The sequence below is a fragment of the Pseudomonas sp. ICMP22404 genome, from assembly GCF_006227205.1.
Classification (GTDB): domain Bacteria; phylum Pseudomonadota; class Gammaproteobacteria; order Pseudomonadales; family Pseudomonadaceae; genus Aquipseudomonas.
In genome coordinates this window covers 71,830-92,587 of sequence record NZ_VCNG01000003.1, presented here as the reverse complement: position 1 = coordinate 92,587, position 20,758 = coordinate 71,830, and the positions used below count along the sequence as shown (strand labels likewise).

At 61.2% G+C, this 20,758-nt stretch carries 16 protein-coding genes; 5 read left to right on the top strand and 11 right to left on the bottom strand.

Annotated elements, in window-relative coordinates; genetic code table 11:
• Positions 1–327: 327 nt before the first annotated feature.
• From FGE05_RS30075 to ftsH, 3 genes are all read right to left on the bottom strand, one after another.
• Complete coding sequence (locus FGE05_RS30075) at positions 328–678, bottom strand: hypothetical protein (protein WP_257225604.1); 351 nt, start codon at positions 676–678, stop codon at positions 328–330.
• Positions 679–897: 219 nt separating this feature from the next.
• On the bottom strand, positions 898–1,323 hold the full coding sequence (locus FGE05_RS06505) for a potassium channel family protein (protein ID WP_139642731.1): 426 nt from the start codon (positions 1,321–1,323) through the stop codon (positions 898–900).
• A 22-nt stretch (positions 1,324–1,345) separates the two neighbouring features.
• Positions 1,346–3,181: an ATP-dependent zinc metalloprotease FtsH gene (gene ftsH / locus FGE05_RS06500; protein ID WP_139642727.1), complete on the bottom strand. Its 1,836-nt coding sequence runs from the start codon at positions 3,179–3,181 to the stop codon at positions 1,346–1,348.
• A 280-nt stretch (positions 3,182–3,461) separates the two neighbouring features.
• Between ftsH and FGE05_RS06495 the strand changes: the two genes are divergently transcribed.
• Together FGE05_RS06495 and FGE05_RS06490 are read left to right on the top strand one after the other, a co-directional pair.
• Positions 3,462–4,382, top strand: coding sequence for a universal stress protein (locus FGE05_RS06495; RefSeq protein WP_139642724.1), 921 nt, complete (start codon positions 3,462–3,464; stop codon positions 4,380–4,382).
• 225 nt (positions 4,383–4,607) lie between these two features.
• Complete coding sequence (locus tag FGE05_RS06490; protein WP_139642721.1) at positions 4,608–6,296, top strand: HAD-IIB family hydrolase; 1,689 nt, start codon at positions 4,608–4,610, stop codon at positions 6,294–6,296.
• Positions 6,297–6,317: 21 nt separating this feature from the next.
• Here the strand turns inward: FGE05_RS06490 and FGE05_RS06485 are convergent, their stop codons facing one another.
• Positions 6,318–6,887, bottom strand: coding sequence for a GNAT family N-acetyltransferase (locus FGE05_RS06485; RefSeq protein WP_139642718.1), 570 nt, complete (start codon positions 6,885–6,887; stop codon positions 6,318–6,320).
• 242 nt (positions 6,888–7,129) lie between these two features.
• On the opposite strand from FGE05_RS06485, the gene mgtA reads away from it, so the two are divergent.
• Together mgtA and FGE05_RS06475 are read left to right on the top strand one after the other, a co-directional pair.
• Positions 7,130–10,711 (top strand): magnesium-translocating P-type ATPase, encoded by a 3,582-nt coding sequence (gene mgtA / locus FGE05_RS06480; protein WP_139642716.1) that lies wholly within the window; start codon positions 7,130–7,132, stop codon positions 10,709–10,711.
• Between the two features lie 267 nt (positions 10,712–10,978).
• Positions 10,979–11,647 carry a phosphoribosyltransferase gene (locus FGE05_RS06475; protein WP_139642713.1) on the top strand — a complete coding sequence of 223 codons (669 nt, stop codon included), beginning with the start codon at positions 10,979–10,981 and terminating at the stop codon, positions 11,645–11,647.
• Positions 11,648–11,660: 13 nt separating this feature from the next.
• Here the strand turns inward: FGE05_RS06475 and FGE05_RS06470 are convergent, their stop codons facing one another.
• The 5 genes from FGE05_RS06470 to FGE05_RS06450 all read right to left on the bottom strand — a co-directional run bounded on the left by FGE05_RS06470 (position 11,661) and on the right by FGE05_RS06450 (position 17,736).
• Positions 11,661–12,500, bottom strand: a complete 840-nt coding sequence (locus FGE05_RS06470) for an ABC transporter ATP-binding protein (protein WP_139642711.1) — start codon at positions 12,498–12,500, stop codon at positions 11,661–11,663.
• Positions 12,488–13,291: an ABC transporter permease gene (locus tag FGE05_RS06465; RefSeq protein WP_139642708.1), complete on the bottom strand. Its 804-nt coding sequence runs from the start codon at positions 13,289–13,291 to the stop codon at positions 12,488–12,490. Before FGE05_RS06465 ends, FGE05_RS06470 begins: the two co-directional genes overlap by 13 nt.
• 14 nt (positions 13,292–13,305) lie before the next feature.
• The gene (locus tag FGE05_RS06460) at positions 13,306–14,292 is read right to left on the bottom strand and encodes an ABC transporter substrate-binding protein (protein WP_139642705.1); all 987 of its coding nucleotides are present in this window, start codon (positions 14,290–14,292) and stop codon (positions 13,306–13,308) included.
• 285 nt (positions 14,293–14,577) lie between these two features.
• On the bottom strand, positions 14,578–16,176 hold the full coding sequence (locus tag FGE05_RS06455; protein WP_139642702.1) for a GMC family oxidoreductase: 1,599 nt from the start codon (positions 16,174–16,176) through the stop codon (positions 14,578–14,580).
• Positions 16,177–16,215: 39 nt separating this feature from the next.
• The gene (locus FGE05_RS06450) at positions 16,216–17,736 is read right to left on the bottom strand and encodes an aldehyde dehydrogenase (RefSeq protein WP_373682433.1); all 1,521 of its coding nucleotides are present in this window, start codon (positions 17,734–17,736) and stop codon (positions 16,216–16,218) included.
• Positions 17,737–17,974: 238 nt separating this feature from the next.
• Here FGE05_RS06450 and FGE05_RS06445 point away from each other — a divergent pair, with 238 nt between their 5' ends.
• Positions 17,975–18,883, top strand: coding sequence for a LysR family transcriptional regulator (locus tag FGE05_RS06445; protein WP_139642697.1), 909 nt, complete (start codon positions 17,975–17,977; stop codon positions 18,881–18,883).
• Here the strand turns inward: FGE05_RS06445 and argE are convergent.
• Both argE and FGE05_RS06435 read right to left on the bottom strand, forming a co-directional pair.
• A complete protein-coding gene (gene argE, locus FGE05_RS06440) occupies positions 18,850–20,016 on the bottom strand; it encodes an acetylornithine deacetylase (protein ID WP_139643644.1) in 1,167 nt (388 codons plus the stop codon). The two genes, FGE05_RS06445 and argE, sit on opposite strands and share 34 nt — an antisense overlap.
• Before the next feature lie 19 nt (positions 20,017–20,035).
• Positions 20,036–20,710: a DUF1028 domain-containing protein gene (locus FGE05_RS06435; protein WP_139642694.1), complete on the bottom strand. Its 675-nt coding sequence runs from the start codon at positions 20,708–20,710 to the stop codon at positions 20,036–20,038.
• Positions 20,711–20,758 lie beyond the last annotated feature (48 nt).

Sequence of the window (20,758 nt, the reverse complement as noted above, 5' to 3'; positions counted from 1 at the left end):
GACACTTCCCTGTGAATGGTTGCGATCCCGGTCGACACGCAGCGGAGGCGGCGACTTTCGCGAACCGATTGTCCTTGAGAACGAACGGCGCACGGGCCTGGTCGACGGGCCTCTCCCTCCTGTCTGCAGAGGGGAGCGAGGCAAGCCACTGGCGGCGCCCGGACGTTCAATCCGAGCGCGTAACATAGCAGCGCTTTCGAAGATGGGAAGCTAATTTTTAAAGGTTGTACGATGTCATAACGCGATCAGATGAACGCGGTTCCGCAGCCTAGAGCGGCCGCCGCGTCGGGGCGGATAAGGTTCACTGCGACGAACACGACGATGGGGTTAGGACCTTTCCGTGCGAACGCTCTTGGACCACAGTGCTGCCGCCAGACAGCCGATGCCAGCCCCGCCCATCACCAACGCCATGCCCTTCGGTGTTCCATCCGCTAACCAACTGACCAATGCTGCACTGAAAATGTCGCTCCCGTAGTGCATGGCCCCGACGAGGGCCAATGTCCAGAAGATTGCCGGCCATGACCACAGCAAAAGGATTGGTGGGCCGCCGGAGGCAGAGTCCCGATCCTTTTGCTGCGGGGCAAACAGGATGTTGCGGCGCTTCCCGAGAATGCATGGGAATTCAAGGCTGAGTTTCCGGATCGGGTCACGCTGATTGAAATCGATCACATGGGCCATGCCGCGTTTCCTGAACAGCCGGATGCCATCGCCAAGCATACTGAAGCCTTTCTCGGGTCGTGAGCGTGCGGCCCACCTGGCTTCAGATATGGTTGAATCACGCACTGCTGGCACTGTTGCTGGCAACTGCTTGAAAAATCAACGCGTAAGTCATTATCTCCAGATGGGCGGGGCGCTGGAGCACGGCCCTCCGAGTCCTGAGGTGGCTGGCGCAAGGCGCTACTTTCTCTTCCAGTACTTCTGCATTTCGAGAAACAGAAAGGACGCCGTCCAGGTGATCAGCACCAGACCGGTCAGTGCTTGCAGGCCGGTCAGGAACTTGATGTTGCCCACGGGACTGATGTCACCGAAACCGATGGTGGTATAGGTCGTGAAGGAAAAGTACACGCAGTCCATGAAAGAGCCATTGAACTGGCCGGACAGGCTGCCCCACTCGCCATCGCGGGTCATCAGGTAGTACGCCAGGGCGAAGCACCAGACTTCGATCGCGTGCGCCAGCAGAGCGCCCAATACGCCTATGACCATCCTGAAGCGGCTCCAGACCTTCAGCCGTGGCAGCCAGTCGTTCATGCGCAACAGGCATTCGTAATGAATGACCACGGCGGTGATCACTACCAGCATATTGATCAGCGTAATGGTCAGCATGGCGAGCCTCGGCGGGTTGTTCTCAGGACGACGCCCAACTCGCGGCAACCGCGACCAGCTTGAGTGGCAACAGCGCGGGGAAGTCCGCCGGGGTCAGGCTTTCTTTTTCCATCAACAGGCGTGCGCCGGTTTCCAGGTCGGAGCGATGCGCCTGGAGCAAGGTCTTGGCCCGTGCGTAGGATTCGTCGAGCAGGGCGCGTATACACAGGTCGACCTCCCTGGCGGTCTGTTCCGAATAATCTTTCTGCCCCGTGGCCTGCATCTGCTCGCCCAGGTAGCTCAGGCTTTGTCGCTCCAGCACCGACTGTCCCAGCTCGGCGCTCATGCCGAAGCGGGTCACCAACTGCCGGGCGATATCAGTCGCGCGGGCCAGGTCGTCGGCGGCCCCGGTGGAGGTCTGGCCATAGATCAGGCATTCGGCGGCGCGGCCTGCCATCAGCACGACGATACGATCCTTGAGCATCTGGCAACTGATCAGGAAGTGGTCTTCCGTCGGACGCTGCAGGGTGTAGCCCAGGGAACCAATGGTACGCGGCACGATGGAGACTTTGTGCACCGGGTCCATGGCTGGCAGGTGAGTCGCCGCCAGGGCGTGGCCCATTTCGTGGTACGCCACCACCTGGCGTTCTTCGGGGCGCAGCACGCTGCTCTTGCGTTCGAGGCCGGCGACCAGACGCTCTACGGCTGCCGTGAAATCGTCCAGGCTGACCGTGTCGGCACCGCGACGGGTCGCGACTATCGCCGCTTCATTGACCAGGTTTGCCAGGTCGGCGCCGGTGAAACCGGTGGTGATCTCGGCAATGCGCGCACTGTCGAGGGCCGGGTCCACGGCGATTTTTTGCAGGTGCACGCTGAGAATCGCCTGCCGCCCCTTGCGATCCGGACGATCGATCAAGACCTGACGGTCGATCCGACCGGCGCGCAGCAGTGCCGGGTCGAGAATTTCCGGGCGGTTGGTGGCGGCCAGCAGCACCACGCCCTCGCGGGGGTCGAAGCCGTCCAGCTCCGCCAGAAGCTGGTTGAGGGTCTGTTCTTTTTCGTCATTGCCGCCCAATACGCCGACGCCGCGCATCTTGCCCAGGGCGTCCAGTTCATCGATAAAGATGATGCAAGGCGCGGCCTCGCGCGCTTGTTCGAACAGATCATGGACCCGCGCAGCTCCGACGCCGACGAACATTTCGACGAACTCCGAGCCCGAGATCGAGAAGAACGGCACCCCGGCTTCGCCTGCGATGGCTTTGGCCACCAGGGTCTTGCCGGTGCCCGGCGGGCCGACCAGCAGCGTGCCTTTGGGAATATGCGCTCCCAGCCGTGCGTACTTGGCCTTGTCCTTGAGGAACGAAACGATCTCCACCAACTCGGCCTTGGCTTCATCGATGCCGGCGACATCAGCGAAGGTGACGCCGGTGTCTCGTTGAACAAACACTTTGGCCCGGGATTTGCCGATGTTCATCAGCCCGCCCAGGCCCTGTTTTTCCGCGACGCCGCGGAACAGGAAATGCCAGACCACCATGATTAGGATAAAGGGCAACAGCCAGCCCAGCAGGCCGCTCAAGAAGCCATTGTCATTGACCCCGGTGAAGCTGGCCCCCGATTGCGTCAGGTTCTCGGCCAGCGCGGGGTCGACCCGCACGGTCGAGAACAACGTGTGACCGTCGATCGGCACTTGCAGCTTGCCGCGGATCCGGTCTTTCTCGACCTGCAAGTCGCTGACTTTCTGCTCGTTCAGCAGTTGCAGGAACTGACTGTAGGGGATGTTTTGCACCACCCGATGTTCTGCCCACAGAAACTGTGCAGCTGCGAACACGACAAACGCGGCCAGAAAGTAGGACAGATTCCATTGGTGGTTCTTTTTCATGACCTCGACTCACAAGTAGGTGCGTACGGCGAATGCAGCCGCTGGGTGTTATGACGGGCGAAGATTGGCCAGTGACTGGTTTCTACACCCAAACCACGGAAAGTCATTGAGGTATATCAACAAGGCACGAGTGACTTGGCCATTGGGCAAGGGCCTGACATTAGTTGACAAAGATCAGAGTGCACGCCGGGCAACACCGGATACTTGAACGATGGTTTTCAGTCACGCGCTGCTCGGCAGGAAATCGTGCTGCAATCATGCCCGTAGGCCGAGGTCTCTAATGTCGACATTCAAACGTATTCTATTGATTGCACCTTCGGAGATGACTCGCACTCCGGCCTTTGACCGGGCCCACGCGCTGGCCTGTGCCACTGGCGCGTTGTTGCATATCGTGGCGTTTGACTATGTGAAGCCGCTGGCATTGGCCGGGCTGTTCGACCATGACGCGATGGCCCAGGCCAGGGAAGGCTATCTGCAGATCCATCGCCATTGGCTGGAGCAGCAAGTTCGCTTTCATCGGCGCGCGGGGCTGGAGATCCACTATGAAGTGGTGTGGGCAAAACCCAGCCCGGCGCATGTGCTGGCGTATGTGAACGATTTTCGCGCTGACCTGGTGGTCAAGGACGCTCAGCATGTCTCGGCCCTTGACCGGACCTTCCATCAACCCCTGGATTGGCTGTTGTTACGCGACTGTACGGCCTGCCTGCACCTGGTCACCAACGCCCGGCATCCAAAACCGCTGAAAGTACTCGCCGCCGTGGACCTGTCACATCTGGAGGAACTGACCTACGGGCTCAACGAACGCGTGCTCGAATTCGCGTCGACATTGGCACGAGCCTGCGACGCACAATTGCATCTGTTGAATGTCAGCAACTGGTCGGTGATGGGCGATCCCCCAATGAGTGTGCCGACCCTGAGCCTGGAGAACACTTTGAGCGACGCGGTCAATGACGTCCAGGCAGAAGCGTTCGACGCCCTCGCCGAACGCTACGGCATCGACTGGGCGCACCAGCATGTATTGACAGGTATTCCTCACAAAGTGATCAGCCTGTTCGCACGGCAGAATGCGTTCGACGTGGTCGTGCTGGGCACGGCCTATCGCGACGGGCCCGACCGGATGATGGGCAGCACTGCCGAGAGCGTGCTGAACCGTACTTCATGCAGTTTGATGATCGTCAAGCCCTTGCCCTGGCTTGACTGAAACCGCCGATAGCGATGGACGCGCGGGGTTTTCGATGGCACGGGTAGTTGATTTTTATCAATCGCTGTCCGCGGAAAAAGAGCAACGTGCGGGGGCTGGTTCAAAGCGCACTCGCACAAGATGCCTTTGCCCACCGAGCCGCTGCACGGAATGAACGGCAAGATCTCAACCTCATCGAGTATCGGTTGACGGGGCCTGCACCACCGAACCCGTCATGGAGCAATCATGCATTTCCTAGCCTTGGCGGTGGACTATGACGGCACGATTGCCGAGAGCGGCAATGTTCCGGCGCAAGTCTGTACAGCGCTGGCCACCCTCAAGGACAGCGGTCGCAAGCTGTTGTTGATTACCGGCAGGGAGCTGCAAGCGCTCAAGCATCATTTTGACCGTTTGGATCTGTTCGACCTGGTGGTCGCGGAAAACGGAGCGCTCTTGTACGACCCGCGCACCGACACAGAGGAGCTCATCGCCGATTCTGCCTCGACTGAACTGGTGCAGCGCCTGCGGGAAAAAGGCGTTTCGCCTTTATCCGTTGGCAGGTCGGTCATCGCCACCTGGCATCCGTTCGAGGGCGCGGTGATCACCTCGATACGCGAACTGGGCCTCGAGTTGCAGATGACCTTCAACAAAGATGCGGTCATGGTCTTGCCGTCGGGAGTGAACAAGGCCTCGGGCCTGAGCGCGGCGTTGCTGAGACTGGGGATCTGTGAATTGAACGTGGTCGGTGTGGGCGATGCCGAAAATGACCACGCGTTTCTGGCGATCTGCGGCTGTGCGGCGGCGGTGAACAACGCCATTGAATCGATCAAGGCCCAGGCAGATATTTGCCTGCGCAATGATCACGGGCAAGGAGTCTGCGAATTGATCGACATGCTCCTGGAAAAGGACGCGGCGCTGGTTCCGGTCGAGCGTATCGGCATGGAACTGGGGCAGACCGCCGATGCGCGCAAGGTCTGGCTGGCGCCGGAGTCGGTGATGCTGGTCATCGGCAATTCCGGCTCCGGCAAGTCGAGCTATGTGACCTGGCTGACCGAGCGCATGGTCGAGGCGCGTCAGGGATTCTGCATCATTGATCCCGAAGGCGATTACCTGTCCCTGGACGGTGCGGTAACGGTGGGAGGACTGACCGTTCCGCCGACCACCGAAGAGTCATTGCATCACCTGTTGCTGGCACGGCTCAACGTCGTGGTAAGCACCTTGGCCCTGGACCCGCCGGCCCGGGTGCAACTGTTCGGCGAATTGCTGCCTTTTATCCAGCAGCTACGCAGCACCTCGGGTCGACCCTACTGGCTGGTGGTGGACGAGGCTCACTACATGTTGCCCCACTGTGCTGCCTGGCCTGCGGGGTTCCTGGCCAATATGGGGGCAGTCATCGTGGCGCTGGATTTCGAGCAGGTCTGTCCGTCCGTGCTGGAGGTGGTTGACGTACTGGTGACGCTGGGCAGCACCGCCCGGGAGCTGGTCCAACGTTTTGCCCAGCACACGCAGCGCAGCAGCCCGGATTTTGCACCGCGCACCTCAGCGCCTGAATATTGCTGTCTCTGGGAGCTGCGCAAAGGTAACGAAGTGGTGCAGATGACCCCGCAGCAGCCCCAGCAGAAACATCATCGCCACAGTGGCAAATATGCGGCGGGGGATGTGGGGGACTGGCATGCGTTCTACTTTCCAAGCCTCGACCAACGCGCTTCGAACCTGGCCGAGTTTTTATCTTCGCTGGCGCGCCTGGACGATGGCGCCTTCTGCCAACACCGCCAGGCCGGAGACTTTTCCAACTGGTTTCGCGAGGTGATCCGCGATGACGTGCTGGCCAACGAAACCCATCTGCTGGAAACCGACGCCTCGGTGGCGTCCCAGGATGCCTTGGCTCGGATCGCGCGCCTGGTGCAAGCGCGCTACCATCTGGAACACCGATGAAAGGTCGGGCAACTTACCCGATTAGAGCTCCAGTTGGTGAACAATGCGATCGAAGTCCCGATCCAGGTAGGCCGAGGTAAAGCCAAATTGCTTGTACAACCCATGAACCGGGTAATCGGTCGACAGGTTCGTCGAGCACATTTTGCGATACCCCTTGCGCCTGGCTGCATCTATCAGATGCCCCAGCAATAAACGGCCCAGGCCCTTGCGTAGCCAGGGTTCGGCAACGGCGACAGCGCAACCGCAGTGCTCGGGATTATCCGCGGCACGCCTGTAGTGGCTGACGCCGATGACCTGCAACTCGCCCTCATGGTGGATCAGTGCCAGGTAACCTTGGCTGAACGTCTCGGACTCGCTCAGCAGTGTATCGATGGCGTGCCCATCGACATGGTTCACCGCCCCCAGAAAGCGCAAACGCAACGACAGTGGAGACAAACGCTGGAAAAAAAGCAGCAGGCGCGCATGATCGTCGGTCGACAGCGGACGAATGAGCACATGGGTTCCGTCGCTCAGCTTCTCCAGCCAGTGTTCTGCGGGCGGTGCTTTATCCATCTCGGCAATGAGAGCAGCAGTGTGTTGATTAGCTAGCATGGTGGACTCCAGCGCACAGTGAGGTCGAACAACGACCGGGATCACATTGAGGGTTCGGTGGCGCCGGCGTATTGATCAAAGTCAGAAAGCGCGATGCGGACCCGCAAAGGCCGTGGCATTCAGCGACATATGCTCCACCCGCACATCCGTACCGCTGCCGTTCGCGGGTTGACCTGGGTCAAACGCAGCCATCCGTACCGCGCCAGAATCAGGCACTCTGCTGATTCGTTCAGGGGCACGGCATGCCTGTCAAATCGCCCACTCCAGGTGTCATTGATTCGCCTGTGTGTGAAGAAGACCCACCCTATAGCCGCTCCGCGCTGTGGCTAAGCTGGCTGCTGGGCGCCGCGATGTTTGCGGCCGTGGTCGGTGTGGCTCTGCGATTCACCGACGTCGAATCGTTCACACGCTTGCTGGCCCGAGCAGAGCCGTTATGGCTGGTCGCCGCACTGGTTCTGCAGGGGCTGACGTATATCGCTCAAGGCCAGGTCTTTCGAGTCGTGCTCAAGGCCGGGGCACAACCGCTTTCACTCTGGGACGCGGGCAGACTCAGTGTGATGAAGCTGTTTGTCGATCAAGCGCTACCGTCCTCGGGCATCAGCGGAGCCTTCGCGGTCGTGGCCTCCTTTGTCCGCCTCGGGTTCGCAAAACCGCTGGTACTGGCAAGCCTGGTGCTGGACTTGTCCGGGTATTTTCTGGCGTATGCAGTGTCAGTCGGCGTGGCATTGCCGGTGGTGATCCTCCAGGGCCATGCCACACCGACGGTCATGACGGCGTGCCTGCTGTTCGTCAGCGTAAGCCTGCTGCTGGCAGTCGTCATGCCTCGACTGACGGGCAACCCGCGATGGGTAGCGCATCTGCCGGGACAGCGCTTTTCGATTGTCGCCAGAGTCGTTTCATTGCTCACGGGCGCGGACAAAGACCTGGCTCGCAGCCCGGGTCTGCTCTGGCGCATTACCCTCTTGGAGCTGATGATCATTGTGCTGGATAGCGCGACATTGTGGGTTCTGGTCCGGGCGCTGGGTGTCTCGGCACCGCCGTTGGGGTTGTTTGCCGGCTTTATGCTGGCCAGTGTGCTGCGCAGTATAGGCATAGTGCCCGGTGGGCTCGGCGCCTTCGAAGCGGCGGCGGTGGTGACGTTGCATTGGGTCGGAGTGAACGTTGCAGTGGCGCTTTCCGCCACCTTGTTGTTTCGCGGGTTGACCTTCTGGTTACCGATGCTGCCCGGCCTTTGGCTGGCCCATCGCGAATGGCGCTCCACCGCCAGGCAACCGGAGCGCTTGACTACCACCGATTACTGGAGCCCGGCGCTGAACCAGGTATTCAGCAACGTCCACAGCAGCCCGCAAGGGTTGAGCCAGGCCGAGGCCCGTGCGCGCATGCGTAGCGCGCCGGCCCGGCCCAAGGACCGCCCGCGCGGTCTGGGCAGGCTGGTGCTGGAGCAAATGCGCACACCTCTGGTGCTGATCCTGATTGTGGGCACGCTGGTGGCCGTGTCGGTGGGGGACTGGCTGGATGCGGCGATTGTCGGCTGCATTGTGCTCATCAGCGAGGTACTCAGCGCCTGGTATGAAAATCGCGCGAGCACGGCGGTGGAGCAATTGCGCAGCAAGATCGCATTGCGCGCCACGGTACGTCGCGACGGCAAGCCCCTGGATATTGCCGCAAGCGAGGTGGTGCCGGGGGATATCCTGTTGCTCAGCGCCGGCAGCCTGATCGCAGCCGATGGCCGGATTCTGCAGGCCCTCGATTGCTTCATCGGCGAGGGTCTGCTTACTGGCGAAACCTTCCCGGTAGAGAAATTACCGGGCGATTGCACACCTGAGGCCACCCTCGGCCAACGGCACAACTGTGTATTCATGGGCACCTCGGTGCGCAGCGGGACCGCCGAGGTGCTGGTCACCCGCTACGCCTCGGACAGTGAAATCGGGCGCATTGCCAAGACCCTGACGCTGCGCCCGCCCGAGACCGAGTTCGAGCGCGGCCTGCGACGCTTTGGCGGGTTGCTGCTGCGGGTGATGCTGGTGATCACGATTGTGGTGTTCGGCATCAATATCCTGTTGCATCGTCCCGCCCTCGATACCTTGTTGTTTGCCATCGCGCTGTCCATCGGGCTGTCGCCGGAGCTGCTGCCGGCGATCCTGAGTATCACCCTGGCCAAAGGCGCACAACGCATGGCGGGCAAGGGCGTCATCGTGCGTCACCTCAATGCCATCGAAAACCTGGGGGCGATGGACATCCTGTGTACCGACAAGACCGGTACGCTGACCCGAGGTGTCGTCGTGCTGGACGGCGCCATGGACGCAGAGGGCAATGTCGACGCCACTGTCCTGCAGTTGGCGGTATTCAATGCCAGCCTGCAGACCGGCATGCGCAACGCAATGGACGATGCGATCACCCTGGCTGGTAAAACCCTGGCGCCCTGTCCCGGGGCGAGCAAACGCGATGAAGTACCGTATGACTTCGTCCGCAAGCGCTTGAGCGTGGTGGTCGCGAATGCACCGGAGGCCGCCAGGCTGATGGTGACCAAAGGGGCGCTGGATAACGTGCTTGAGGTCTGCACCCATGTGCGCCGCGGCGAACAATTGCTGGCGCTGACCGCGAACGAGCGGGCCGCGATCACGCAGCGTTTCGCCGACTGGAGTGAGCAGGGGTTCAGGGTTCTGGGCTTGGCCACGCGTGTCTTGCCGGATCTTTCGCACTATGGTCGGGACGAAGAAAAGGACATGACCTTTCGCGGTTTTCTCCTGTTCTTCGATCCGCCGGAGCCGGGTGTCAAAGACACCATTGCCAGCCTTGGCCGCCTCGGCGTGCAGGTGAAGATCATCAGCGGCGACAGCCATCTGGTCGCCCGGCATGTCGGCCAGGCCGTGGGCCTGCCGGTGGAGCGGATCATCACCGGTGCCGAACTAGGTGCCATGAAAGACGAGGCATTGATGCACTTGGCGCCGCTGACGACGCTCTTCACCGAAGTCGACCCCAACCAGAAAGAGCGCATCATCCGCGCCCTGCAAAAGACCGGGCACGTCGTCGGTTATATGGGGGACGGCATCAATGATGCTCCGGCGCTGCAGGTGGCCGATATCGGTATTTCCGTGGATAACGCCGCCGATGTGGCCAAACAGGCCGCCGACTTCGTGCTGCTGGAGCACAACCTCGACGTGTTGCGCGAAGGTATCGAGGAGGGCCGGCATACCTTTGCCAATACCCTGAAGTACATTTCCATCGTCTCCAGTGCCAATTTCGGCAACATGATCAGCATGGCTCTCGCGTCCCTGGTCTTGCCCTTCCTGCCGATGCTGGCCAAGCAGATTTTGCTCAACAACTTCCTCTCTGACATCCCCTCCATGGGTATCGCCAGCGACAACGTCGATCGCGAATGGGAAAACACCCCTCATCGCTGGAACATCAGTGAAATCCGCAACTTCATGGTGGTGTTCGGACTGGTCAGCTCACTGTTCGATGTATTCACCTTCGCGGCGCTGTACCTGTTGGCGGAAAAGGGTCCCGAAGTCTTCCGCAGTGGCTGGTTCGTCGAGTCGCTGTTGACCCAACTATTGACGATTTTCATCGTGCGCACCTACCGCCCGTTCTACCACAGCCGGCCGGCGAAGCTGTTGCTGTCGAGTGCCGCGGCCATCGGTGCGTTGGCCGTCGGGCTGCCTTACAGCCCGATGGCGCCGTGGTTTGGCCTGGTACCCTTGCCCTTGCCGATCCTGCTGACGGTGTTGGCAATCAGCGGGGTGTACATGGCGGCGGCTGAAGGAGCGAAGCGGCTCTTCTACCGCCACCAACGTTTGAACCGCGCTCGCGGTATGCCATAGGAACGCGCCTTCCAGGGCTTGCCTCAGGCGATTCGCGAGATGGATGCTCCGCTATTTCTTGTTTCTGATTTTTCTGATCTGGATCAGGACCCGCCCAACAGCGGCTCCTATGCTCGGATTGGCGCCAGGCGTTGGGATAAACCAGTTTGCATTCTGCCGTCCCAATCTCCAGGACCATCGCGACCGGCTGGACCAGAACACAACCGCGCCCTGACGGCCAGTCCGATGTAATCAAACCGCAGGCGTCAGCGCCTGATGAGGTGAGCTATGACCCATAGTCCTTCTCTGCAAACCCTCTGGCAGGATCGGTCTGCGGCCGGTCAAAGCCTGGTGGAGCCGTTGCTTAAATATGCACGGCGCCCCGACGTCATCGTCCTGGCCTTGCCCCGAGGCGGCGTTCCGGTGGCCTATGAGGTGGCGACCGCTCTGCAGGTGCGGCTGGACCTCCTGGTGGTGCGCAAGCTCGGTGTTCCCTCCCAGCCGGAATTCGCCATGGGCGCCATCGCCAGTGGCGGGATACGCATTCGCAATGAAGAGATGCTGCGGGCGCATTCGATAGATCAAGACAGTTATGACGCCGTGGTCGCACGGGAAACCCGCGAGCTATTACGCCGCGAGCAGGTGTACCGGGGGACGCGGCCGCCGGTGCCACTCAAAGACCAGGTGGTCATCCTGATCGATGACGGCCTGGCCACGGGGGCCTCGATGATCGCCGCCATCCACGCGGTGCAGCTGCAGGCCCCGGCGCGTATCGTCGTGGCGGTGCCGGTGGCGCCGCCAGATACGGTGGAAACCCTGCGCTGCATCGTCAATGAAGTGATTTGCCCGCTGATGCCTGAGCGGATGATGTCCATCGGGTACTGGTATGCGAACTTCTCCCAGACCAGCGATGAGGAGGTCATTGAGCTATTGCAGCGGGCCTGGCAGCGCCGATGAGGCTGATGTCGGATCAATCGCCATGATCCTCCGGCCCATCATGAAGTTGATGAAAAATGTTGCGCTTCATGCAAATGAATTCCGGGTCCATGACCATGTCGAGATTGCGCGGGCGGCCGATGGGTACGTCGAGCACTTCCTTGATCCGGCCAGGGCGCGCGCCCATCACGAATATGCGGTCGCCGAGCAGGATTGCCTCGTCGATGTCGTGGGTGACGAACAGCACGGTTTTCTTGCTGTGCTCCCAGACCTTGAGCAGCAGTTGCTGCATTTGCAGGCGGGTCTGGCTGTCGAGCGCGCCGAAGGGTTCGTCCATCAGTAGGATTTGCGGGTCATTGGCCAGCGCACGAGCGATCGCCACGCGCTGCATCATTCCGCCTGAAAGCTGTTTTGAATAGTTGTCGGCAAAGCGCCGCAGACCGACTTCGTTCAGGTAGAACTCGACGATGTCCTTGCGCTCTGCGGCGGGCATGCCGCGCCGCTTGAGGCCGAACTCGATGTTCTTGCGCACGGTCAGCCACGGGAACAAGGTGTAGCCCTGAAACACCATGCCGCGATCGGCACCGGGGCCGTCGACTTGTTGACCGCCGACATAGATGTCGCCAGCGGTTGGCTCAGCCAGGCCGGCGGTCAGGTACAGCAGGCTGGATTTGCCACAACCTGATGGGCCCACCAGCACCGCGAATTGTTGATCGGGAACGTCGAACGTGACCTTGTCCAGCGCCGTGAAGGTATCGCCCGACGGCGTCTTGTATTGCAGGGTGACGTTGTCGACCCGCAGGCGCGGTGTGGCAGGGGCGCTCACGGGGGTTGGTCGTAGCTGAATCGGTGAGGTTGCGGTTACTGAGCCCATGCGGCCACCTTCAAGCGAAGAAGTCTGAACAGTTGATCGGTGATCAGGCCCAGCAGGCCGATGACGGCGATCGCCAGGAAAATCACATCGACCTGAAAACCACGCATGGCCTTGAGGCTCAGGTACCCCAGGCCGCTGGAAGCCGCGACCAGTTCGGCCACCACCAGGTAGGTCCAGGCCCACCCCATGGTGACGCGCAAGGTGTCCAGCACACCGGGAAGCGAAGCCGGGGCGATCACGTGCAGCACCGCATCCGTGCGACTGGAGCCCAGGGTGTAGGAGGCGTTGATCAAATCCTTGGAGATGCCCTTGGACACGTCGGCGATCATCACCAGTTGCTGGAAAAACACGCCGAAAATGATGATCGACACCCGCTGTTCCAGGCCGATGCCGATCCACAGGATGAACAGCGGCACGAATGAGGTGACCGGCAGGTAGCGGATGAAGTTGACCAGCGGTTCGAGGAACGCTTGCACGACCCGGAAGCTGCCCATCATCAGGCCGATCGGCACCGCGACCACCGACGAGACGATGAAACCGACCATCACCACTTCCACGCTGGCCCACACATGCGGACCGAGGGTGCCGTCACGGGCCAGGCGCATGGCTGCCTCGAAGACTGCGCCCGGTGTTGGCAGGAACATCGCTGGTACCACGGCGCCGTAGGAAAGAAAGGCCCACAGACCGATCATCAGGACCCAGGCCAGGCTGCTGGCACTCCAGATCACCTGTACAGGCAGGCTGGTCTTGGGCGTCAGGCAGCGGTTGAGCCACGAATTGCGCTTGGACATGACGTGCTCCTGGTTTATTTCGGGCTGATGAAGCGGTTGTCGATCAGGTCGCTGTAACTCACGTTGTACGGCTTGCCCTGCAACTCGCTGGCGGTTTCGTTGGCCAGTTTGATCACCGTGGCGGCATCGCCCTGGGTGCCGTTGCTGCCCAGCAGTTTTTCGCTCATGGCCTGATCGTAGAAGCGCACGCCCTGGGCGGCAGCTTCCAGTTCAGCCGGGTCGGCGAGGTAGCCACCGACACCTTTGGCCATGATCGCGTAGGCCTCTTTCGGGTGGTCCTTGGTGTATTGCACGGCCTTGTAGAGGCCGCTGACCAGCGCCTTGACGTCAGCCTGCTGTTTGTCGATCACATCACAGCTCAGTGCCACGACATCGACGATCACGCCAGGCGTCGTGCTGCTGTCTACCAGTACCTTGCCTTGTTGTTTCTTGCGCACGGTGGTCAGGTGCGGTTCCCAGGTCACCGCGGCCGGCACGCGGCCGGCGATGAAGGCGGTGGCCGCGTCGTCTGCGGTCATGTTCTGGATCGTCAGGTCGCTCATCTTCATGCCGGCGTTTTTCAGCAGATAGTTGAGCCAGAACTGCGACACCGAACCTTCGTTGACGGCAACGGCCTTGCCTTTGAGGTCCTGCAGGCTGTTGACGTCCTTGCCCACCAGCACGCCGTCGCCGCCGTGGCTGTCATCCAGCGCGGCCACGGCCTTGAAGCAGAACTGCGGACGGTATTTGAGGATTTCATCGAGGGTCGAGGCCGAACCGGACAACTTGCCCGAGGCCTGGGCAGCCATGTACATGGAGGCTTCTTCGATGGTCGGCAACTCGACGGTGAGGCCCTGTTCCTTGAAGTAGCCCAGGTCCTTGGCCAGGTAGAGGGTGCCGTAGCCGACCCAGGTGGTATGTCCGATGGACAGGGTTCCGGCTTGAGCACCACCGGCAAGGCCGGCAGCGATTGCAGACAGGGCCAGCGGACGCACGCAACGCGATACGAAAGACTTGATCATGTAACACTCCCGGAATCGTGGTTGTAATTCGTTATTTCTCGGGGCAGTGGGCTAGACGCCAAAAACACATCGCTTATGGCCTCTTGCGGACCTTTTTGCCTCTGTGGGCAGGATTGATGGTGGCCGATGTCGGGGGATAGGAAAATTAGTAAATATGTGGTCGGTGATGAGGAAAAAACTGGGGTGGGGAAGGGGGCGTGAATAGCGTTCCAACCTGGGGCGCGCAATAAGAAAACGCCGCTTCCTGGTGCGGAAAACGGCGTTCTTCGAGGCTGCTGCGTGACTTCAAGAGACGGTGGTACGGCACCGGATCAGATCCGCCGCTTTCTCGCCGATCATGATGCAAGGCGCGTTGGTATTGCCGCTGATCAGCGTCGGCATGATCGAGGCATCGACCACGCGCAGGCCTTGAATGCCATGCACTTTGAGGTCCGGCCCGACCACACTCATGGCGTCGACTCCCATCTTGCAGGTGCCCACCGGGTGGAACACCGTCGCGGCATATTCGCGCACATAGGTCATCAGCTGTTCGTCCGTCTGTACGTGGGCGCCGGGCAGCATCTCCTTGCCACGAATGCCATCGAACGGTTGATCGGCGAGGATCTTGCGCGCCAGTTTAAGGCCTTCGATCAAGACCCTGGCGTCCTCGGGATCGGAGAGGAAATTGAAGTCGATGACCGGTTTGGCCGCGCTGTCCAGGCGTATCTCGCCGATGCTCCTGGGGCGCAGCACGCAGGTGTGCACGGCATATCCGTGTCCCCACTCGAACAGCCGTCCGCGATGACTGCGATAGCCTGGCACGAAGTGAAATTGCACGTCCGGCAGGGCGTTGGCCAGCGGTGTACGGGCAAATCCCCCAGCCTCGACATAATTGGTCGTCAACCAACCTTTTTTGCGCCATACATAACGCAGCGGCGACAGGACGATGCTTGGCAGGGCGCCCAGTGAGAAACCCAGTGTCAGCGGGCTTTTCGAACGCACCGTGATGAGCCCGTCGAGGTGATCCTGCAGGTTCTTGCCGACACCGGGCAGGTCGTGTTCAACCTTGATCCCGGCCTTTTCCAGCTCGCTCGCAGGTCCGATGCCGGACGCGAGCAACAGGCTCGGGCTGCCCAGCGAGCCTGCCGACAGAATGACCTCCCGGTTCGAACTCAGGACCAGGGTCCTGCCGTCCGAGACCACCTTCACCCCCTTGGCCACTCGCTGCTGGAGCATCAAGGCCTGCACCGAGCAATCAGTGATCACGGTGAGGTTGGGGCGATCAAGCACGGGGGCGACAAACGCGCGATAGCTCGACAGGCGCCGTGCGTTTTTCTGCGTCAGATTGTAGAGGCCACAGCCTTCAAGCGTTTCGCCATTGAAGTCGTCGTTGAGAGGGATGCCCATGCGCTGCGCGGCGTTGACGAACAGTCGCGACACCGGATTGGGATCGCGTGCCGCTTCGACGTGCAGCTCGCCAGCCGTACCATGCAGGCGCGGGTCCTGGCCGAGTCGGTTGTTTTCCGATTTCCTGAAGTAGGGCAGCACGCTGTCCCAGTCCCATCCGGCACAACCGGCCTGCGCCCAGCGGTCGTAATCACTGGCGTGACCGCGAATATAGATCATGCTGTTCATCGAACTGGAGCCGCCCAGCGCCTTGCCGCGTGGTGTGTGCAGGGTTCGGCCGTTGAGGTGCTTTTGCGGCGCCGAGAGGAAATTCCAGCTGTACTTTTTGCTCTTGTACAACGTGATGGTCCCGGCTGGCGTCTGGATACGCAGGCTGTTGTCGTGGCTTCCCGCCTCGATCAGGCAGACGCTGACGTCGGGATCGGCACTCAGGCGGTTCGCCAGCACGCATCCGGACGAACCGGCGCCGACAATGATGTAGTCGTATTCGGTTTTCATGCGTTCCCTCTTGAAAGCGCCCCAAGTGGCAGGCATGGCTCAGCGCAGCTGAAACCAGGTGGTCTTCAGTTGTGTGTATTTATCGAAGGAATGCAGCGACAGGTCGCGACCGAAGCCGGACTGCTTGCCACCGCCGAACGGTACGCTGACGTCCAGCGCGTCGACGGTGTTGACCGAAACCGTCCCGGCATTCAGTCGGCTGGCGACCCGGTGTGCGCGATTGAGGTCGTCGCTCCACACCGATGCAGCCAGCCCATAGATGTGCTTGTTGGCCATCTGCACGGCCTGGTCTTCATCATCGAATGACGTGATTGCCAGCACTGGGCCGAATACTTCTTCACGAGATAGGCGCATGCCCGGTGTGACGTCGGTGAACAGCGTCGGCTGGATGAAGTTGTCCGAGCCGTTGATGACGACCCGTTCACCGCCCGCCACCCGTCGTGCACCGCTGGCACTCGCTTCGCCTATGTAATCCATGATGCGTGCGGCCTGGGTGGCGTCGACGATGGCGCCCATTTTGCTGGCCGGGTCCAGTGGATCGCCGGGCTGCCAGTGCTGCGCTTTCTCGATCAGGCGCTCGACGAACTCATCATGAATCGAGCGCTGCACCAGCAGCCGCGAGTTGGCCGAGCAGACTTCTCCCTGGTTGAAGAAAATCCCGAACGCGGCTTTTTCGGCGGCCAGGTCCTGATCCTGGCAGTCGGCGAACACCAGGTTCGGGCTCTTGCCACCGCACTCCAGCCACACCTGCTTGAGGTTCGACTGCGCCGCGTATTGCATGAAGTATTTGCCCACCTGGGTGGAACCGGTGAAGACCAGTGCGTCGACATCCGGATGCAGGCCCAGTGCGCGTCCTGCCTGTTCGCCGAGGCCGGTGATGACGTTGAAGACACCTTCCGGTACGCCAGCTTCCAGCGCCAGTTCGGCAAGGCGCAAGGCCGAGAAGGGGGATTGTTCAGCGGGTTTGAGGATCACGCTGTTGCCGGCGGCAAGCGCCGGGGCGAGTTTCCAGGCCGCCATGTCCAGCGGGAAGTTCCACGGCACCACGGCCGCGATGACCCCCAGCGGTACCCGAGTGATCGTTGCCAGCGTGCCAGGGCCGGTCGGTGCGACCTGGTCGTACAGCTTGTCGAGGCTTTCGGCGTACCAGGCAAATACGTGGGCAGCGCCCGGTACATCGATGCTGTAGGCGTCCATCACCGGCTTGCCCATGCTCAGGGAGTCGAGCAGTGCCAGCTCTTCGCGATGGGCCAGGATCGATTCGGACAGGCGCAGCAGCACAGCCTTGCGCTCCCTGGGGTGCATGCGCGCCCATGGCCCGGTTTCAAAGCAATGGCGAGCGCTCTGGACTGCCTCGTTGACTTCGGCATCCGAACAAGCGGCCACATTGGCCAGCAAGTCATTCGTGGCCGGGTTGACCACGGCGAAGGTCGCGCCGTTGCGCGCCTGGTGAGGCTTGCCCGCGATCATTGCCGTGTTGATGAAGCGTTGGCTGTCAGCCAGGCGCTGCCAGCTTTTCAAGTCCGTCACTGCACACTCCTCAATGGCCTCCAGGGCCATGGTCACAATCAGTGGGGCCGATAGTGGGGGAATGCCAGGCGACGGGAAATTATTAAAAATGTCGTTGCTACCGATAAAAAAGCTCGCCCGAAATGTTTCCTTGAGAGGCGACTAAGACTGTATGAACATCGCTTTTTTAGCTTCATTGGAGAGCAATTTGCTTGTTTCTTCGCGGCTGTGAACCTCGCAGAATAACGCGCAGGATCCAGCACTCCGGTTCACCCCATTCGAGGTAGCTATGGCCGCTTACAACCTGCGACAACTCAAGTACTTCGTCACCACGGTGGAGTGCGGCAGCGTCGCCGAGGCATCGCGCAAGCTCTACATCGCGCAGCCTTCGGTTTCGACCGCGATCAAGCATCTGGAAGAGAGCTTCGCGGTGCAGTTGTTCATCAGGCACCATGCCCAGGGCGTGACGCTGACCCCTGGCGGCGCGCGGTTCTATCGCAAGGCGCAGGAACTGCTGCGGGTGGCCCATGAGTTCGAGCAGAACGCCCTGGCCGACAACGATATCGTTGCCGGTCAGATTGACATTGGCTGTTTCGAAACCGTCGCACCGCTGTACCTGCCGCGGCTGCTTTCCGGTTTTCGCGATCGCTGGCCGGGGGTGGAAATTCGCATGCGCGATGGTGAGCAACAGGAACTGGTGCAGGCGCTGACGTCGGGCAGCATCGACCTGGCGATTCTGTATGAGCATGACCTGGACAGCACGATCGAAACTGCACCGCTGATGGCGCCGCAGCAGCCCTATGCATTGTTACCTGAGGGACATCGCTTCGCCAATCAGGCGAAGGTGTCGCTCAACGATCTGGTGCTCGAACCCATGGTGCTGCTGGATGTACAGCCGAGCCGGACCTATTTCGTCAGCATCTTCGAAGAGCGCGGTCTGTCGCCGCACATCCAGTTCAGCTCGCCGTCAATCGAGATGGTCCGGGGCATGGTGGGGCGCGGTTTTGGCTTCTCGATCCTGGTGACCCGACCCAAATCCGAATACACCTACGATGGACAGAAAGTGGTGTGCGTGCCGCTGGCCGAGCAGGTCACCGGCTCGGGACTGTCAGCCGCCTGGCTTCGCCGTTCGGCATTGACCAAACCGGCGCAACTGTTCGTGGATCATTGCCGGGAAGAGTTGGCGCCCAGGACCTGAGTCATCCGACGTAGCATCTCATCGCATCCCTCGAGTTGTTCGAGGCTCACGAACTCATCCGGCTTATGCCCCTGATCCATGCAGCCTGGGCCGCACACCACGGTAGGAATGCCGATGGCGTCGAACAGGCCTCCCTCGGTGCCGAACGCGACGGTGGTAAACGCCTGTGAACCACAGAACTGTGCAATCAGCTGTGCTGCCTGGCTTTTGGCATCGGTGGCGAGGCCTGGATACGCCGACAGCTCGCGGAAACGAATGTCGCTGCCCGGATTGACTTCACGCATGCGCGGCAGCACTTGCTCCCTGGCGTACTGTTGCAACTGCTGTGCGACTTCGAGCGGGTCCTGGGCCGGCAGCGCACGCACTTCGAAATCGAACCGACAATCCGCCGGTACGATGTTCAGTGCCTTGCCGCCGCTGATCATGCCGGTTTGCACGGTGCTGAACGGCGGATCGAAGCGAGTGTCATGCAACTGCGGGGCGCGCAGGGTTGAGCCGATGCGTCCCAGCTCCGTAATCAATTCGGCGGCGTACTCGATGGCGTTGACGCCTTGTGGCGCGTAGGCCGAATGGCAGGCCGCGCCCTCCACGTCGCAGCGCATCGCCAGCTTGCCCTTGTGCCCGAGCACCGGCTTGAGTTCGGTGGGCTCGCCGATGATGCACAGCAGCGGTTTGACCGGGCGCTGCTCAAGCTCGGCCAATAACGAGCGGACACCGAGGCAGCCGATTTCTTCGTCGTAGGACAGGGCGATGTGCACCGGCATCCGCAACGGCTCGGCCCGCAATCCGGGCACCGCCGCCAGGACACAGGCGATGTAGGCTTTCATGTCCGCCGTGCCGCGCCCGAACAACTTGCCGTCCTTTTCGCTCAGCTCGAACGGCGCCACGGTCCAGGGTTGGCCGTCCACCGGCACCACGTCGGTATGACCGGACAGCACGATGCCCGGCCGATCAGCCGGGCCTATCGTCGCGAACAGATTGGCCTTGTTGCGCTGCTCGTTGTAGATCAGCTCACAGGGCACGTCGAACTGCGCCAGATAATCACGAACGAACTCGATCAACTGCAGATTGGATTCGCGGCTGGTGGTATCGAAGCCCACCAGGGCGGCCAATAGATCCCGGCTGCTGCTCATGTGTTCGCTCAATGGTGCTTTATTCATCACCAGGCACGCCGTAGCGGGGGGCCTTGGTCGGGTCGAGCGCACGAGTGATGTAATCCTGCATCTGCGGGCTGTAGTCGGCCCATAGCTGCGCCAGCTTGCCGATCGGGTCTTCGTCAGCCCAATCCACACGCAGATCGACGATCGGCCAGGTCAGTTCGCCCACCACCACCAGCGCCGCCGAGTGCACCGGGCCGGCTTCACCTCCGGCCGCCACGGCTGCCTGCATCGCGGCAATCAGTCGATCTGCCAACTGACCGCCGCTGTTTTCAAAAGTGTGTACCAACGTCTCGATAACCGCGCGATCCGCTAGCATGTTGCCCGCACCGACGCATTGCTCACCGGTGAGTGCATGGTGCGTGCCGAGGGTTTCGCTGCCGCTGAAGTGGGCGGTCTGGCCGAGGTGATCGATGGCGGTCAGCTGGCGAAACTGGCTGTAGCCGTTGCTGGTCAGCGCCTTGTCCAGCGCCTGGGCCACAGACAGTCCGCGTTCCAACTGGTCGAGCACCTGAGGGCCGAGGGCGGGGAGGGTGATGTTTTGCGTGGCAACCGCGCCCACACCGGGGCGCAGCCACGGACAACGGGCGCCCACGGCAATGCTGGAAGAGCTGATCGCGATACCCAACTGCCCTGTTTCGGCGCAACGACCGACGATGGAAAACGTCATGGTGTGTTCATCCTGTTTCGTCCAGACCTTCCATCCGTCGCCCGGACC

Bases quoted from the DNA above. Each gene is read 5' to 3' on its own strand.
- FGE05_RS06495 (WP_139642724.1), top strand. From the start codon at position 3,462: ATGTCGACATTCAAACGTATTCTATTGATTGCACCTTCGGAGATGACT.
- FGE05_RS06490 (WP_139642721.1), top strand. From the start codon at position 4,608: ATGCATTTCCTAGCCTTGGCGGTGGACTATGACGGCACGATTGCCGAG.
- FGE05_RS06485 (WP_139642718.1), bottom strand. From the start codon at position 6,887: ATGCTAGCTAATCAACACACTGCTGCTCTCATTGCCGAGATGGATAAA.
- FGE05_RS30075 (WP_257225604.1), bottom strand. From the start codon at position 678: ATGGCCCATGTGATCGATTTCAATCAGCGTGACCCGATCCGGAAACTC.
- FGE05_RS06445 (WP_139642697.1), top strand. From the start codon at position 17,975: ATGGCCGCTTACAACCTGCGACAACTCAAGTACTTCGTCACCACGGTG.
- FGE05_RS06505 (WP_139642731.1), bottom strand. From the start codon at position 1,323: ATGCTGACCATTACGCTGATCAATATGCTGGTAGTGATCACCGCCGTG.
- FGE05_RS06450 (WP_373682433.1), bottom strand. From the start codon at position 17,736: ATGGCCCTGGAGGCCATTGAGGAGTGTGCAGTGACGGACTTGAAAAGC.
- FGE05_RS06470 (WP_139642711.1), bottom strand. From the start codon at position 12,500: ATGGGCTCAGTAACCGCAACCTCACCGATTCAGCTACGACCAACCCCC.
- argE (WP_139643644.1), bottom strand. From the start codon at position 20,016: ATGAGCAGCAGCCGGGATCTATTGGCCGCCCTGGTGGGCTTCGATACC.
- mgtA (WP_139642716.1), top strand. From the start codon at position 7,130: ATGCCTGTCAAATCGCCCACTCCAGGTGTCATTGATTCGCCTGTGTGT.
- FGE05_RS06475 (WP_139642713.1), top strand. From the start codon at position 10,979: ATGACCCATAGTCCTTCTCTGCAAACCCTCTGGCAGGATCGGTCTGCG.
- FGE05_RS06460 (WP_139642705.1), bottom strand. From the start codon at position 14,292: ATGATCAAGTCTTTCGTATCGCGTTGCGTGCGTCCGCTGGCCCTGTCT.
- FGE05_RS06455 (WP_139642702.1), bottom strand. From the start codon at position 16,176: ATGAAAACCGAATACGACTACATCATTGTCGGCGCCGGTTCGTCCGGA.
- FGE05_RS06435 (WP_139642694.1), bottom strand. From the start codon at position 20,710: ATGACGTTTTCCATCGTCGGTCGTTGCGCCGAAACAGGGCAGTTGGGT.
- ftsH (WP_139642727.1), bottom strand. From the start codon at position 3,181: ATGAAAAAGAACCACCAATGGAATCTGTCCTACTTTCTGGCCGCGTTT.
- FGE05_RS06465 (WP_139642708.1), bottom strand. From the start codon at position 13,291: ATGTCCAAGCGCAATTCGTGGCTCAACCGCTGCCTGACGCCCAAGACC.